The sequence below is a fragment of the Nonomuraea recticatena genome (assembly GCF_039533245.1).
In the GTDB taxonomy this organism is placed as follows: domain Bacteria; phylum Actinomycetota; class Actinomycetes; order Streptosporangiales; family Streptosporangiaceae; genus Nonomuraea; species Nonomuraea roseola.
Map to the genome: position 1 here is coordinate 62,490 of NZ_BAAATE010000003.1, position 14,366 is coordinate 76,855.

14 protein-coding genes are annotated in these 14,366 nt (G+C 71.0%); 8 read left to right on the forward strand and 6 right to left on the reverse strand.

Going from position 1 to position 14,366, the window contains the following annotated elements; all coding sequences use genetic code 11:
* Positions 1-12: 12 nt before the first annotated feature.
* Positions 13-912 (reverse strand): oxidoreductase, encoded by a 900-nt coding sequence (locus ABFX50_RS06580; RefSeq protein ID WP_346144175.1) that lies wholly within the window; start codon positions 910-912, stop codon positions 13-15.
* A gap of 117 nt (positions 913-1,029) precedes the next feature.
* A complete protein-coding gene (locus ABFX50_RS06585; protein ID WP_346144177.1) occupies positions 1,030-5,961 on the reverse strand; it encodes an Lhr family helicase in 4,932 nt (1,643 codons plus the stop codon).
* A 117-nt stretch (positions 5,962-6,078) separates the two neighbouring features.
* Here ABFX50_RS06585 and ABFX50_RS06590 point away from each other — a divergent pair, with 117 nt between their 5' ends.
* Complete coding sequence (locus ABFX50_RS06590; RefSeq protein WP_346144179.1) at positions 6,079-7,398, forward strand: pyridoxal phosphate-dependent decarboxylase family protein; 1,320 nt, start codon at positions 6,079-6,081, stop codon at positions 7,396-7,398.
* Positions 7,399-7,439: 41 nt separating this feature from the next.
* Positions 7,440-7,928, forward strand: coding sequence for a VOC family protein (locus tag ABFX50_RS06595; RefSeq protein ID WP_183657570.1), 489 nt, complete (start codon positions 7,440-7,442; stop codon positions 7,926-7,928).
* 4 nt (positions 7,929-7,932) lie between these two features.
* Here the strand turns inward: ABFX50_RS06595 and ABFX50_RS06600 are convergent, their stop codons facing one another.
* Positions 7,933-8,127: a hypothetical protein gene (locus tag ABFX50_RS06600; RefSeq protein WP_183657573.1), complete on the reverse strand. Its 195-nt coding sequence runs from the start codon at positions 8,125-8,127 to the stop codon at positions 7,933-7,935.
* Positions 8,128-8,172: 45 nt separating this feature from the next.
* On the opposite strand from ABFX50_RS06600, the gene ABFX50_RS06605 reads away from it, so the two are divergent.
* Positions 8,173-8,367 carry a DUF3046 domain-containing protein gene (locus ABFX50_RS06605; protein ID WP_183657576.1) on the forward strand — a complete coding sequence of 65 codons (195 nt, stop codon included), beginning with the start codon at positions 8,173-8,175 and terminating at the stop codon, positions 8,365-8,367.
* A gap of 31 nt (positions 8,368-8,398) precedes the next feature.
* Positions 8,399-8,689: an AAA family ATPase gene (locus ABFX50_RS06610; RefSeq protein ID WP_346144182.1), complete on the forward strand. Its 291-nt coding sequence runs from the start codon at positions 8,399-8,401 to the stop codon at positions 8,687-8,689.
* On the opposite strand, the gene ABFX50_RS06615 is transcribed toward ABFX50_RS06610, so the two are convergent.
* Both ABFX50_RS06615 and ABFX50_RS06620 read right to left on the reverse strand, forming a co-directional pair.
* Positions 8,667-8,987, reverse strand: a complete 321-nt coding sequence (locus tag ABFX50_RS06615; RefSeq protein ID WP_183657581.1) for a DMT family transporter — start codon at positions 8,985-8,987, stop codon at positions 8,667-8,669. The genes ABFX50_RS06610 and ABFX50_RS06615 overlap by 23 nt on opposite strands.
* Positions 8,988-8,999: 12 nt before the next feature.
* Positions 9,000-9,353 (reverse strand): DMT family transporter, encoded by a 354-nt coding sequence (locus ABFX50_RS06620; protein WP_346144184.1) that lies wholly within the window; start codon positions 9,351-9,353, stop codon positions 9,000-9,002.
* Positions 9,354-9,407: 54 nt separating this feature from the next.
* Here ABFX50_RS06620 and ABFX50_RS06625 point away from each other — a divergent pair, with 54 nt between their 5' ends.
* Entirely contained in the window at positions 9,408-9,833 is a 426-nt protein-coding gene (locus tag ABFX50_RS06625) for a MarR family winged helix-turn-helix transcriptional regulator (protein WP_346144185.1), read from the forward strand.
* On the opposite strand, the gene ABFX50_RS06630 is transcribed toward ABFX50_RS06625, so the two are convergent.
* Positions 9,816-10,085: a hypothetical protein gene (locus tag ABFX50_RS06630; RefSeq protein WP_346144186.1), complete on the reverse strand. Its 270-nt coding sequence runs from the start codon at positions 10,083-10,085 to the stop codon at positions 9,816-9,818. The genes ABFX50_RS06625 and ABFX50_RS06630 overlap by 18 nt on opposite strands.
* A 237-nt stretch (positions 10,086-10,322) precedes the next feature.
* Here ABFX50_RS06630 and recA point away from each other — a divergent pair, with 237 nt between their 5' ends.
* Genes recA through recX form a run of 3 tightly spaced genes read left to right on the forward strand, consistent with a single transcriptional unit; the run spans position 10,323 to position 14,356 of the window.
* Positions 10,323-11,429 carry a recombinase RecA gene (gene recA / locus ABFX50_RS06635; RefSeq protein WP_183657590.1) on the forward strand — a complete coding sequence of 369 codons (1,107 nt, stop codon included), beginning with the start codon at positions 10,323-10,325 and terminating at the stop codon, positions 11,427-11,429.
* Positions 11,430-11,442: 13 nt separating this feature from the next.
* Positions 11,443-11,565, forward strand: coding sequence for a hypothetical protein (locus ABFX50_RS06640; RefSeq protein WP_346144188.1), 123 nt, complete (start codon positions 11,443-11,445; stop codon positions 11,563-11,565).
* 43 nt (positions 11,566-11,608) lie between these two features.
* Complete coding sequence (gene recX, locus ABFX50_RS06645; protein ID WP_346144190.1) at positions 11,609-14,356, forward strand: recombination regulator RecX; 2,748 nt, start codon at positions 11,609-11,611, stop codon at positions 14,354-14,356.
* The last annotated feature ends 10 nt before the right edge of the window (positions 14,357-14,366 follow it).

The window sequence follows — 14,366 nt, forward strand, 5'->3', positions numbered from 1 at the left end:
GGGAAGTCTGCCTCAGTCCGCGAACGAATAGCTGACATTCGTCAGCTGTTCCGAAATTTCCCACAATCGGGCTGCGGCCGTCTCGTCCTTCGACGCGGGCGAGGAGTCGACGATCGTGGGATAGCCCCACACCTCGAAGGGCCCGTCCGGACCCACGTAGCTCCCGCCGGGCAGGCCAGGCACGGTCGCCGCGAACAGCAGCGGCAGCGCCCCTCGCTCGGCGCTCTGCGCGAAGAGCACGTTGAACGCCGTCTGTCCGAGCTCCGCGAGCTTGTTGCCGGCCATGCGCGGGCCTGCCGTCTGCAGGTTGGTCGAGGAGTAACCGGGGTGGGCAGCCACGCTGGTCAGCCGCCTGCCCGCCCGGCGCTCCAGCTCGTAGGCGAACAGCAGGTTGGCCAGCTTCGACTGCGAGTAGGCCGACCATCTTCGGTAGCCGCGCTCGGCGTTCAGATCGTCGAACCGCATCCTGCCGCCGACGTGCACGAGACTGCTCACCGTCACGACCCTTCCGCGCAGCCGCGGCAGCAGAAGCCCGGTCAGCGCGAAGTGCCCGAGGTGGTTGGTGCCGAACTGCATCTCGAACCCGTCGACCGTCTTCCTGTACGGCAGCGCCATCACCCCGGCGTTGTTGAGCAGGATGTCGACATCGCTCTCCACGGTCGCTGCGAACTCCCGCACCGAGGACAGGTCGGCGAGGTCCAACCGTCTAACCTCGATCGAGCCCTTGGGCCCCGCCGCGAGCATGCGGGACCTGGCCGCCTCTCCCTTGGCCGTGTCCCTGCAGGCCAGCACCGTGGTGGCGCCCCGCCGGGCCAGCTCGCCCGCCGCGATCATGCCGATGCCGCTGTTGGCGCCCGTCACGATCGCCGTCTTCCCCGACAGGTCGGGAATCTCCGCCGCAGTCCACACCATGAACCCCACGCTAACAAGGCGAAGATCCGGGCTCCGCGCAGGGCTCCGGAGCCCGAGAGAGCGGGTGCGGCGAGGCTTCGGGGGGTTCGTGTGAGGGGTGGAAGGTCGTCGAAGGGGTCAGGCGCGTAGGCGCAGGCCTCGGGGGGTGGGGTGGAAGCCCGCCTCCTCCAGCGCCGCCGCCAGCGGTGAGTCGGTGATCGAGCCGCCGTCGGCCCGCTCGACCGTGAGCTTTCCGAGCGCCCCGTCGCGTACGGCCAGCGCCAGCGCGTCCACCGCCGGCCGCAGCCGTCCGTCGTCGGCGAACGACAGCAACGTCTTGCCACCCCGCTCGACGTACAGCACGAGGTGCCCGTCCACCAGCACGACGAGCGCTCCCGCCTTGCGGCCCGGCTTGTGCCCCACCTCGCCTGGGCGAGTGGGCCACGGGAGCGCCGCGCCGTACGGGTTGGCGGGGTCGGCTGAGGCCAGCACCACCGCGCTCTGCCCCGACGCCGTGTCTTCGAAGGAGCCCGAGGCGTTGGGGGAGAGCGCCCGCATGCGGTCGACGGCGCCGGGCAGGGCGAACTGGGCGCCGCCGAGCCCTTCGACGAAGTAGCCGCGACGGCAGCGTCCGCTCTCCTCGAAGGCTCTGAGCACCTGGTACACCGCGGCGAACCCGCCCGGCAGCCGCTCGGCCATCACCGCGCCCCTGGTCACCACGCCGTGCCGTTCGAGCAGGACCTCGGCCTGGGCGTGCGCGCGCTGGGTGGTGTCGGGCGAGGGGGAGGGCAGCAGCCACCACCGGCCGCCCACCAGCGGAGAGCCGCTCCTGCTCGGCAGCACCGCCCGCCGCCGCCTGGTGGTGGCGGGCCGGTGGGCGGGACGGCCCGAGCCGAGCGTCGCCCTGAGCGGCGCGAGCGTGTCACCCGAGACCCTGCCCGACCACACGAGGTCCCAGAGGGCGGTGGTCAGCGTCAGGTCGTCCATCGAGCCGACCCGGTCGGACAGGCCGCGGAAGAACAGCGCGCCACCGCCGCCGAGCGCGTCGAGCACCTGCTCGTGCAGCGGCGTCATCGTGATCTCGGCAGGGGTGGGGAGCAGGAGAGGGGCGGTGTCGGCGAAGAAGAGCGAGACCCAGCCGTCGCCACCTGGCAGCGATCCCTGACCCGCCCAGATCACCTCGCCGGAGGAGGTCAGTTCGTCGAGCAGCGCGGGATGGTAGCCGGGCACCCTGGAGGGCAGCACCAGCGTCTCGAGCGAGGAGGCGGGCACTGCGGCGCCCTGCATCTGTTCGACCGCGTTGACCAGCGCGTCCATCGACCTGGCCGAACTGATCGCGCCGCCTGGCGTGGGCCTCGCCGCCTGACCGCCGCGGCCTGTGATGCCGTGCCACGTCGGCGCGAACAGGGCGAGCGTCTCGTGCGGGACCGGCTCGACCTCCTTGCGCAGCCGGGCCAGTGACCTGCGCCGCAGCAGCCTGAGAACCCCGGCGTCGCACCACTCCTCGCCGCGCCCTCCCGGCCTGAACTCGCCGTTCACCACCCGGCCCGAGGCGGCCAGCCTGCGCAGCGCGTCGGTGACCACGGCGACGCCGAGCCCGAACCTGGCGGCGGCCGTGCTCGCGTGGAAGGGGCCACGCGTACGGGCGTGCCTGGCGACGAGGTCGCCGAGCGGGTCGGCCACCGGCTCGAGGAAGGCGTGCGGGATGCCGACAGGCAGCGGCGCGCCGAGGGCGTCGCGCAGTCTGGCGGAGTCCTCGATCGCGGCCCACTGCTCCTCGCCGGCGACGCGCACGCTGATCGCCCTGCGCGCCCGCTCGAGGTCGGACAGCCAGCCTGGGTCGCCGCCTCGCACGCTCACGTCGGCCGCCAGCAGGGGGCCGTGCGAGCGCAGCAGGTCGGCGAGGTCCTCGGCGTCACGCAGCGGCCTGTCGAGCCTGGCCAGCTCGCGCTCGGCGTCGGCGATCACGTCAGGGTCGAGCAGCTCGCGCAGGTCCGCCTGGCCGAGCAGCTCGGCCAGCAGCGTCGTGTCGAGCGCGAGCGCCTGCGCCCGCCGCTCGGCCAGCGGCGCGTCGCCCTCGTACATGAACGCGCCGATGTAGTGGAACAGCAGCGACGCCGCGAACGGCGAGGCCTGCGAGGTCTCCACCTCCACCACCCGCACGCGCCGCGCCGCGATGTCGCGCATGAGGCGCACCAGGCCGGGCACGTCGAAGACGTCCTGAAGGCACTCTCGCATCGTCTCCAGCACCACGGGGAAGCTCGCGTACTTCGAGGCCACCCCCAGCAGGTGCGCAGCCCGCTGGCGCTGCTGCCACAGCGGGGTCCGCTTGCCCGGCGTACGGCGCGGCAGCAGCAGCGACCGCCCCGCACACTCCCTGAAGCGCGAGGCGAACAGCGCCGAGCCGCCCAGCTCCTCGGTGACGATCTGCTCGATCTCGTCGGCGTCGAAGGCGGCCACGTCGCTGGGGGGCTCGGCCAGCGTGTCGGGAATGCGCAGCACGATGCCGTCGTCGGAGTGCACGGCCTGCACGTCGACGCCGTAGCGCTCACGCAGCCGCCGGTTGATGGCCAGCGCCCAGGGGGCGTGCACCCGCGCGCCGTAGGGGGAGTGGATCACCACCCGCCAGTCGCCCAGCTCGTCGTGGAAGCGCTCGACGAGCAGCGTGCGGTCGTCAGGCACGTAGCCGGTCGCCTCGCGCTGCTCGTGCAGGTAGGACAGCAGGTTGCCGGCCGCCCACTCGTCGAGCCCCGCCGCCCGCATCCGCTCGACCGCCCCACCGGCCTTTCGCCCCGCCGTCTCCGACGAACCGTTCCCGGCCTCTCCTCCAGCGGTCGCCGGCGGGGCAGCCCCACCTCTCCGCCCGGAGACGGCCTCGTCCACCGAGGACCTCTTGCTGGGGGGTTCGGCGCCCTTCGCGCCGACGGGAGCCGCCTCGGCTGACAGCTCCCTCAGGAACGCGCCGATCGCCCTGCCCAGCTCGGCGGGGCGTCCTGGCGCGTCGCCGTGCCAGAACGGCAGCTTGCCCGGCTGGCCGGGAGCGGGGGAGACCAGCACCCTGTCGGAGGTGATGTCCTCGATCCGCCACGACGTGGCGCCGAGGACGAACACGTCGCCCGCCCTCGACTCGTAGACCATCTCCTCGTCGAGCTCGCCGACCCTCGACCCCTTCTCGCCGACCAGGAACACCCCGAACAGCCCGCGGTCGGGGATCGTGCCGCCGTTGGTCACCGCCAGCCGTTGCGCTCCTGGACGGCCCTGCAGCACGCCCGTCACCCTGTCCCAGACCAGGCGCGGACGCAGCTCGGCGAACTCCTCACTCGGATAGCGCCCCGCCAGCATGTCGAGCGTGGCCTCCAGGGCGCTCCTCGGCAGCGTGGCGTACGGCGCGGCCCGCTTCACGACCTCCTCGAGCTCGTCGACCGTCCAGTCCTCGAGCGCGGTCATGGCGACGATCTGCTGAGCGAGCACGTCGAGCGGGTTGCGCGGGTAGCGCATCTCCTCGATCTCTCCGCTCTGCATGCGCTCGGCGACGACAGCGGTCTGGATCAGGTCGCCGCGGTACTTGGGGAAGATCACGCCCTTGGAGACCGCGCCCACCTGGTGGCCTGCCCTGCCGATGCGCTGCAGGCCGCTGGCCACGCTGGGTGGCGCCTCCACACAGGCGACCAGGTCGACGGCGCCCATGTCGATGCCCAGCTCGAGGCTGGAGGTGGCCACCACGGCGGGCAGCCGTCCCGACTTCAGCGCCTCCTCGATCTGCGCCCGCTCCTCCTTGGAGACCGACCCGTGGTGGGCGCGCACGATCTCGGGGACCGCGCCCTTGCTCGCCCCGGCCTGCGCCATCATCTCCGCAGGCGCCCGTCGCGCCCCCGCCGCCGCGGTCGCCTCCCCACCAGGGCGCCGAGCAGCCGGTCCCTCCGCCGTCTCCGAACCGCGCGTTTCCGAACCGTCCGGACCGCCCGCCGTCGAACCGGCTGAACCGTCAGCCTGCGAACCGGACGGGCGGCGCGCCTCCGAACCGGGCCGAGGAGCCTCGAGATCTGCCGTCAGGCGGGGATCGTCGGGCCCCAGGTCCTCGTGGTCTTCGGGAACGGTCTCCCAGATCGACAGGTCGATCGCCTCGACGCCCTGCTGCCGCTCGTAGGCGAGCTCGTTCAGCCGCGTGCACAGCCGTTCGGCCAGCCGTCGCGAGTTGGCGAACACGATCGTCGAGCTGTGCGCCTCGATCAGGTCGAAGAGCCGCTCCTCCACGTGCGGCCAGATCGAGCGGCGCGCGGGCTCGGGCGCGAACGCCTCGGGATCGGGGACGGCCGGAGCCTCCAGCTCGGTCATGTCCTCGATCGGGACGACGACCTGCACCTCGATGCGCTTGTCGGAAGGCGGCTGCACCACGGCGGCGGGCCTGGCTCCGCCCAGGAAGGCGGCCACCTCGCTCACGGGGCGCACGGTCGCCGACAGCCCGATGCGCTGGGCGGGCCGTTCGAGGAGGGCGTCGAGCCGCTCCAGGCTGAGCGCGAGGTGCGCGCCCCGCTTGGTGGCGGCCACCGCGTGCACCTCGTCGACGATCACCGTCTCGACGCCGCGCAGCGCCTCGCGCGCCTGGCTGGTGAGCAGCAGGAACAGCGACTCGGGCGTGGTGATGAGGATGTCGGACGGCTTGGTGGCGAACCGCCTGCGATCCTCGGCAGGGGTGTCGCCCGAGCGGATCGCCACCGAGATCTCGGGGACGGCGAGGCCGAGCCTGCGCGCCGTCTGCTTGAGCCCTGCCAGCGGAGCTCGCAGGTTGCGCTCCACGTCGACGGCCAGCGCCTTGAGCGGCGAGACGTAGAGCACCCTGCACCTGCGAGCGCCTGCGGGGTCGGCCTCACCGGCTCGTTCGGCCGCCAGCCGGTCGAGCGACCACAGGAAGGCGGCCAGCGTCTTGCCCGACCCGGTGGGCGCGACGACCAGCGTGTTGTCGCCGCGCGCGATCGACTCCCACGCGCCCTCCTGGGCCTGTGTGGGAGCCAGGAATGCCCCGGTGAACCAGTCACGGGTCATCCTGCTGAAGTGGTCGAGCGCGCTCATCCCACCATGGTGCCTCGCCGTACCGACAAAACCTCGACGGGCCGTCCCGGACGGGCAGTTAGGAAGATCGCTGCCCGTTATTTACCCCTTTTTCGGTTTTATCCGCATAATGCACGCGTGCATAGCTATGACGAGCGCCTCACCAACCTGGTCTTCGACTACATGAGGCAGCGCCTCGCCCTCGATCCCGTTCCCCTCGACCACCCGGGCGAGAAGGACAAGCTGGACGCGGCGCTCGCCGGGCTCATGACGGCCAAGGGCAACGACCCCGCCAGGGTTCTGGACATCTACGACCAGCAGCTCTCGCGCGCGGTCATCTCCGCCGACAGCAACCGCTTCCTGTCCTTCATCCCCGCCGCCCCCACCAAGGCCGCGCTGCTGTTCGACATGGTCGTCTCGTGCGCCTCCCTGCAGGGCATCAGCTGGCTGGAGGCCTCGGGCGCCATCGCGGCGGAGAACCAGGTCCTGAGGCTCATCGCCGACCGCGCGGGCATGCCGGGCACCGCGGGCGGCTGCTTCGTCTCGGGCGGCAGCGCGGCCAACCTGTCCGCCCTGGTCGTCGCCCGCGACACGGCCGGCCTGCCGAACGCCAAGATCGCCGTCAGCGACCAGGCGCACTCGTCGATCTCCAACACCCTGCGCATCATCGGCGTCGAGGCGCTGGTCGTGCCGTCGGAGGACCACCGCCTCACGGGTGAGGCCCTCCGGCGCGCGCTCGAAGGCCAGGAGAACGTCATCGGCGTCGTCGCCACCTCGGGCACCACCAACGCGGGCATCATCGACGACCTCAAGGGCGTCGCGGAGGTCGCCCGCGAGCGCGGCCTGTGGTTCCACGTCGACGGCGCGTACGGCGGCGCGGGCCTGTTCGCCCCCTCCGTGCGCCACCGCTACGAGGGCATCGAGCACGCCGACTCCTTCGTCGTGGACCCGCACAAGTGGCTGTTCGCCCCGTTCGACTGCGCCGCGCTGATCTATCGCGACCCGCGCCTGGCGCGTGCCGTGCACACGCAGGACGCCTCGTACCTGGACGTCCTGCACACCGACGGCGGCGAGTGGAACCCCACCGACTACGCCTATCACCTGACCAGGCGAGCCCGCGGCCTGCCGCTGTGGTTCTCCTTGGCGGTCAACGGCACCGACGCCTACACCGAGGCCGTCGAGCGAGGGCTCACGCTGGCGAGGGAGAGCGCCGAGCTGATCAGGCAGAGCGACCACCTGGAGCTCATCCGCGATCCGGAGCTGTCCGCTGTGCTCTTCCGCCGCCGCGGATGGACCTCTCACGACTACTACGCCTGGTCGGAACGGCTGCTCGCGGGACAGGTCGGATTCGTCACCCCGACCGGCTGGGAGGGTGAGACCGTCGCCAGGTTCGCCTTCCTGCATCCGGGCACCACGATCGAGATCGTCGAGGAGATTGTCGCCACCATGCGCGATTGAGGCGGGAATTGCGGGGACATAGAGCGGGAGAGGTGAGCGACGTGACCATCGACCATTCGGCCATCGAGGCTGATCGCGAGCGCATCAGGCGGCAGTACCTCCTCCCGCACCGTCCCTCGAGCAGTGCGCGCGGCCTGCACCACTTCGCGCTGCTCTCCTCCGACGTGGAACAGACCATCCGCTTCTACCAGGACCTCCTGGAGTTCCCGCTCACGGAGATCTTCGAGAACCGCGACTACAAGGGGTCCAACCACTTCTTCTTCGACATCGGCAACGGCAACCTGCTGGCCTTCTTCGACTTCCCCGGCCTCGATCTCGCGCCCTACCAGGAGGTCCTCGGAGGGCTGCACCACATCGCGATCTCCGTGGACCCCGCCACATGGGAACGGCTGAAGGGCAAGCTGGAGATGGCCGGCGTGCCGCACCAGATCGAGAGCGGCGCCTCCATCTATTTCAGGGACCCCGACGGCGCCAGACTGGAGTTGCTCGCCGACCATCTCGGAGAGATGTACGGCTCGCGCGTGCTGTAGACGTCTATCTCCTCGACGCCCTGCGATCGCGCGGCCTGCCCTGCCGTGGTTGCCGCTTCAGGCCCGCGTGCCGTTCGGCGCGGTCGGCCTTGTCCTTCTGTACGGCGAGGCGCAGCTGGAGGAGCAGGCTGCGGCGACGCTCCCGATGTGTCCTGGCGGTGGCTGACGGCTTGGGAGCCGATTTGGGGGTTTTCGCCATGAGGCTTGTCCTACCCATTCGGCGGCGGGTTCCATACTTGGTGGCATGCGCCTGACCGAGTTCTGGAGACGGATGCGCGCCCACTTCGGCGATCCCTACGCTGAGTCGTGGGCCCGCGACTACGTAATCGCGCCCCTGGGGGGACGGACGGTCGAGCAGGCGCTCGCGCAGGGCGTGAGCGCGAAGGAGGTCTGGCGGGCGGTGTGCCAGGTGGAGGACGTGTCGAGCCGCCTGCGCTGAGCCGGCCGTGCAAGGGGAGCAAGCACGGCCGATGACGTTCGTCGTGGTCACGGGCGGGCCGGGTCTGGAGGGGCGGCCGGTCCCCGCGCACGACGCCGCCGCGAAGAGCTTCCGGTACCACCACGAGGTCTTCGTCGCGCCCCTGTGGCCTGAGATCTTCGAGAACGACGCCGAGCGCAGGCAGATGCTCGAGGAGGCCTCCCTGACCTACGACCGGGTCACGGAGGCGTACCTCGACTACGGCTACTCGCTGGTCGAGCTGCCCCGCCTCGCCGTACAGGAGCGGGTCGGATTCGTGCTCAGACACCTGCGGAGAGCTTGAGCAGCACGATCCCGCCGATGATCGCGGCGAAGGACACCAGCTTGGCGGCGGTGATCCGCTCCTTGTAGATCAGCGCGCCGAGAAGCACGGTGCCGATGGAGCCGACGCCGGTCCAGATGGTGTAGCCGACACCCACGTCGAGTGTCCTGAGCGCCAGGCTGAGGGTGAAGATCCCGCCGGCCGCCGCCATCAGTGTGAAGACGGACGGCCACAGCCGGGTGAAGCCCTGCGTGGCGTTGGTGCCGAGCGCGAAGGCGATCTCGAAGACGATCGCGATGGAGAGATAGATCCAGGCCATGACGGTCACTCCTCAGACTGTGGTGGAAGGGGAGAGGCGGTCGGCCAGCTTGAGGCCGAGGACGCCGCCGATGATCAGAAGGAAGGCCAGCACCTTCCACACGCTCAGTGACTCACCGAAGATCACGGTGCCGAACACGACGGTGCCGACCGAGCCGATGCCCGTCCAGACGGTGTAGCCGACACCCACGTCGAGTGTCCTGAGCGCCAGGCTGAGGAAGAAGATGCCGCCCGCCGCGGCGGCCACGGTGAGCAGGGAGGGGCCGAGCCGGGTGAAGCCCTCGGTGGCGTTGGTGCCCAGAGCGAAGACCACCTCGAAAACGGCGGCGATGAGAAGGTAGGCCCATGCTTGAGTTCTTGTATGCACATACATATTCTGTGCATACACATAGAATGGATGTCAACACGGGAGGAGAGCCGGATGGCGACGCTCGACGACGACATGTGGGTCGGAGTGGTACGGCTGCACGCCAGAGTGGAGCACGAACTGGCCGCGGCCCTGCAGCGGCACGGCCTCGGCCTGTCGGAGTATCGCGCGCTGTGCCACCTGTCGACCGCCAGGAGCGGCGAGCTGCGCATGCAGGAGCTGGCCGACCTGCTCGGGCTCAACCAGAGCTCCGTCACCCGCCTGGTCGGACGGCTGGAGGCCGCCGGGCTCACCCGCCGTGACCTGTGCGCCAACGACCGCCGGGGCGTCTACACCGTCATCACCGAGGCGGGGAGGGAGCGGAAGGAGGGGGCGAGCGACCTCTACGAGCAGACGCTCACCGCTGCCCTCGACCGCGCCGCCTCCGACGGCCTCACGGCCACGGTGTCCGCGCTGCGTGAGTCATTCGCCGTCGGCTAGGACCGCCGCGACCGCGCGTATCGTCCCTTCGAGGTCGTCGGACGTGCCGTGGCCGCCGGGCGACCACAGGAAGACCCACGCCGACGTCGACGGCGTCGCGAAAATGATCGTCTGCCGGCCCGTGCGCGGATGCCAGACCCACAGCACGGGATCGTCTCCACCGACCATGCGCCCGACGAGCGCGTGGGCGGGGAGCAGCTCGGCGAGCGCCTCCAGTTGGGTACGCCGCTGCCCGGTGTAGGTGCTCGTCACGTCGCCGCCTCTCGACCCTTTTCCCAAGGATCTCCCCAGCTCAGCGGCCATGGCAACACGCCCGGCGTAATGTCAGGGAATGTCTGGCGACTCGGCGTGTTCGGGGCGCCATCGAACAGTCGTTCGGCTACTATGAAACTCGCCGAACCGCTTCCTGCACGGCTCGGCGGAAAATTGTCGGTCCCACCGCGTAGCTTTCACTCGACCGACCAGACACGACCCTCCAGGGGAGTTCCCATGGCTATCAACGACCGCGAGAAGGCCCTTGAGACTGCCCTCGCACAGATCGAGCGGCAGTTCGGCAAGGGCTCCGTCATGCGCCTCGGCGATGACGTCAGGGCTCCCATCGAGGTGACGCCGACCGGTTCGATCGCACTCGATGTCGCGCTCGGCATCGGCGGCTTCCCCAGGGGCCGCATCATCGAGGTCTACGGTCCCGAGTCCAGTGGTAAGACCACGGTCGCGCTGCACGCGGTGGCCAACGCGCAGCGGGCGGGCGGCATCGCGGCGTTCATCGACGCCGAGCACGCCCTCGACCCCGAATACGCCAAGAAGCTCGGCGTCGACACCGACGCCCTGCTCGTCTCCCAGCCCGACACCGGTGAGCAGGCGCTCGAGATCGCCGACATGCTGATCCGCTCGGGCGCCGTCGACATCATCGTCATCGACTCGGTCGCGGCCCTGGTGCCCAAGGCCGAGATCGAGGGCGAGATGGGCGACAGCCACGTCGGTCTCCAGGCCCGTCTGATGTCCCAGGCGCTGCGCAAGGTCGCCGGTGCGCTCAACAACACCGGCACCACGGCCATCTTCATCAACCAGCTGCGCGAGAAGATCGGCGTCATGTTCGGCTCGCCCGAGACCACGACCGGTGGTAAGGCGCTGAAGTTCTACGCCTCGGTCCGCCTCGACATCCGCCGCATCGAGACGCTGAAGGACGGCACGGAGGCGGTCGGCAACCGCACCCGCGTCAAGGTCGTCAAGAACAAGATGGCGCCGCCCTTCCGCGTCGCCGACTTCGACATCCTCTACGGCGTGGGCATCTCCCGCGAGGGCGGCCTCATCGACATGGGTGTGGAGCACGGCTTCGTCCGCAAGTCCGGCGCCTGGTACACCTACGAGGGCGACCAGCTCGGCCAGGGCAAGGAGAACGCGCGCAACTTCCTGCGCAACCACCCCGACGTGGCCAACGAGATCGAGAAGAAGATCAAGGAGAAGCTGGGTGTGGGGCCGCGCGTCGACGCCCCGGCCGAGGCACCCGCGGCCCCGGCCGCTCCTCCGGTCGCCGCCGCGCCCTCCGGCCGTGGTTCCAAGGCCGCCGCCACGCCCAAGCCCGGTGACGTCTGATCCGGTCTGAGGCATGAGCATGTCGCCGGCCCCCGTCCCCCGCCCGAACCCCGCCGCCCCCCAGAGGGACGGCGGGCCCACCGCCAACGACCACGAGCAGGCCGAGCACCCGACCTCGGAACGGCACGGTGTCTGACGTGAGAGCGGAAGCGAACGACGAGGGCAGGGGCACGGCCGAGATGACGCCCGAGCCCGACGTCAGCGGGGCATCGACCGGCACGACGAGCGATGGCCAGGCTGCTGACCGCCCGGCGCCGGGCACCCGTGCGGAAGCGGCCCGCGCAGAGGCGGCCGGTGCGGCGAGTGGCAGGGCCGAGAGCTCGGACGGCACCTCGGGTCAGCCCGGTGGCGAAGCGGACGGCCCGTCGGCTCACATCGGTGTGGGCGAGGGTGCGGTCCCCGTGTGGGGTGAGGAAGGCGCAGCGGCCACCCGAAGCTGGGGACAGGGCGTCACAGAGGCCGACAACGGCTGGACCGCCAACGCCCCGTCGACCGCAGAGGGCTGGACCACCGACAACCCGGCGACTCGGGACGGTTGGACCACCAACGACTCGGCGCCGCAGAGCGGCTGGGGCTCGAACGCGCCCCCCGGTGGCTGGGGGTCGCACGACACGACGCCTCAGGACGGCTGGGGTTCGCAGGAGGCGTCGGCCCGGGAGAGCTGGGGCCTGGGCGGCGGGTCGGCCGATGACGGCGGCGGCTCGGCAGACAGCACCTGGGGCGGGGAGCGCTCGGCTGCTGGCGCGTGGAGTTCGGGCGGATGGGGCCCTGGCGACGAGGCGGGCCAGGGCGCTTGGTCTCGCGTCCCCGACGGCGTCGCCGACCTCGCCCGCCCAACCCGTGCCCGCAAGAGCCGCAGGGCGTCACGCGACACGGAGGACGACGGCCCGATCTGGCGCTTCGAACCAACCAGTCGTTCCCCATGGTCGTCAAATGCCACGACAAGCGACCACGCCCCTGAGCCTCCGGCAACCACCGAGCCTCGGGAAGTCACCGAGCCTCGGGCAGCCGCCCAGCCGTGGGGAGACACCTCCGAACCTCGGGCCGCAGTCGCCGAACCTCGGGCAGCCATCCCGCCTTCGGAGGACGCCTCCGAGTCTCGGGTGGACAGCATCGAGCCTGCCGTCGCAGCAACCTCCCGGCCGAGCGCCTCATCCGTAGGACACGCGGCTTCGACAGGTACTCCATCGAAGACGCAGCCCCGTAGGGCGGGCCCGTCGCCGAGAGAACAGTCCGCGCTGGGAGAGTCGCCTGCTACGGGAGAGCGGCCGACGCCAGAACATATCTCCGGGGGTGATTCGCCGACTTCGGAAGGCGTCTCTCAGGGAGGATGGCCGACTCCGGAAGGTGTTTCTGCGGGAGGGTGGCCGACTTCGGGGGGCGTCTTCGAGGGATCCTCTGAGCATTCGTCGTCCCCCAACACGTCCGACGAGGGCGGCGACAGGCCGCAGGCAGACAGCGGTCATCCGCAGACACCCGATGCCCTCCCGACTGCCTCCGAGGGCCGGCTTCCCGACGCCCCCAGGCTTCGAACCGATCACCGAGAGCGCCAAGCCGCCGAACTCGGGCGTGATGCCGAGCTTCGGGGTCGTGGGACCGAAGGAGCTGGACGCGGAATCGACCGTCGGGGGAACGAGGCCGGCGGGCATGGACGCGACGCCGACCATCCTGGGGCGTCGCGCGACTGGGGCGCGTGGCCGGATGTCACCCGGCGCACGAGCCGTCCGAAGCGCAAGGTGCGTGAGCGCGCTTCGGGGGTGGAGGGCGAGTGGGCCATCCCCGAGGGAGGTCTCGGCTCGGGCGACGACGGCGGTCGGTCACACGGCTGGCTGGACTCCGGTGACGATGGCGGCGGGCCGTACTCGGGGCTCGCTTCCGGTGATGACGGCGACCGCCCGCAGCGCGGCCTGGCCTCCGGTGACGACGGGTCGACCACCCGCCGTCGCCCGCGCAGAGCCACTCGCCGCGCCAACACCTCCCCTCGGGACGTCGGCGACCCCTTCGACTCGACTGGAGAGCCCCCCGAATGGGCGCGTGATCACGCTGCCCCGACCGGCCGGCCAGCCGATCACCGGGGAAGCTCTTGGGCTGCTCCGAGCGGTCAGCCAGCGGACCAAGCCCAGGGTTACGCGGGCGCTCCGACCGGCCAGCCGTCCGATCACTCCCAGGGCTATTCGGCTGCCTCGAAGCGTCAGCACGAGGACGACTCCCGGCGCTATGAGGACTCCGCTCCCACCACGGGGCTGTTCAGTGACGGCCCGGAAGGCTACGGGAGTCGTGAGGGCGATGAGGGTTCGGGGGGTGAGGGGTCTCGTGAACGGCGGCGCTCGGGTGGGCGGCGCGGTGGCGGTGGCGCGCGCCGGGGCTCGTCGAGGAGGCGTTCCGGCGGGCCGGATGGGCCCGACGAGGGTTCAGGGGCCGCCTCGGGTCCTCCGGCGAATCCCGAATCGGTCGCGAGGGCGATCTGTCTGAGGCTGCTCACCATGGGGCCCAAGACCAGGGCGCAGCTCGCCGAGGCGTTGCGGAAGCGCGAGGTGCCCGACGAGGCCGCCGACGCCGTACTCGATCGGTTCACGGAGTTGGGCCTGATCAACGACGAGGCATTCGCCGAGGCGTGGGTGGACTCACGGCACCACGGGCGAGGGCTGGCCCGGCGGGCGCTGGCGGCCGAGCTGCGGCACAGAGGGGTCGACAGCGACACGGTCAACGAGGCCGTGGAGCGGGTCGACTCCGACCAGGAGGCCGACACCGCTCGCAGGCTGGTGGAGCGCAAGCTGGCCTCGACGCGAGGGCTCGACGCGCAGGTCCGCACCCGACGGCTGGCGGGGATGCTGGCGCGCAAGGGGTATGGCGCGGGGCTGGCCTATCGGGTGGTTCGCGAGGCGCTGGAGAGCGAAGGCGTCGAAATCGAGAACGACTTCCCATAACGCCTGGATG

What these genes read in the sequence shown, in the direction of transcription:
- ABFX50_RS06640 (WP_346144188.1), top strand. Translation starts at nt 11,443, where the DNA reads ATGAGCATGTCGCCGGCCCCCGTCCCCCGCCCGAACCCCGCCGCCCCC.
- ABFX50_RS06610 (WP_346144182.1), top strand. Translation starts at nt 8,399, where the DNA reads ATGACGTTCGTCGTGGTCACGGGCGGGCCGGGTCTGGAGGGGCGGCCG.
- ABFX50_RS06615 (WP_183657581.1), bottom strand. Translation starts at nt 8,987, where the DNA reads ATGGCCTGGATCTATCTCTCCATCGCGATCGTCTTCGAGATCGCCTTC.
- ABFX50_RS06605 (WP_183657576.1), top strand. Translation starts at nt 8,173, where the DNA reads ATGCGCCTGACCGAGTTCTGGAGACGGATGCGCGCCCACTTCGGCGAT.
- ABFX50_RS06585 (WP_346144177.1), bottom strand. Translation starts at nt 5,961, where the DNA reads ATGAGCGCGCTCGACCACTTCAGCAGGATGACCCGTGACTGGTTCACC.
- ABFX50_RS06625 (WP_346144185.1), top strand. Translation starts at nt 9,408, where the DNA reads ATGGCGACGCTCGACGACGACATGTGGGTCGGAGTGGTACGGCTGCAC.
- recA (WP_183657590.1), top strand. Translation starts at nt 10,323, where the DNA reads ATGGCTATCAACGACCGCGAGAAGGCCCTTGAGACTGCCCTCGCACAG.
- ABFX50_RS06580 (WP_346144175.1), bottom strand. Translation starts at nt 912, where the DNA reads ATGGTGTGGACTGCGGCGGAGATTCCCGACCTGTCGGGGAAGACGGCG.
- ABFX50_RS06600 (WP_183657573.1), bottom strand. Translation starts at nt 8,127, where the DNA reads ATGGCGAAAACCCCCAAATCGGCTCCCAAGCCGTCAGCCACCGCCAGG.
- recX (WP_346144190.1), top strand. Translation starts at nt 11,609, where the DNA reads ATGACGCCCGAGCCCGACGTCAGCGGGGCATCGACCGGCACGACGAGC.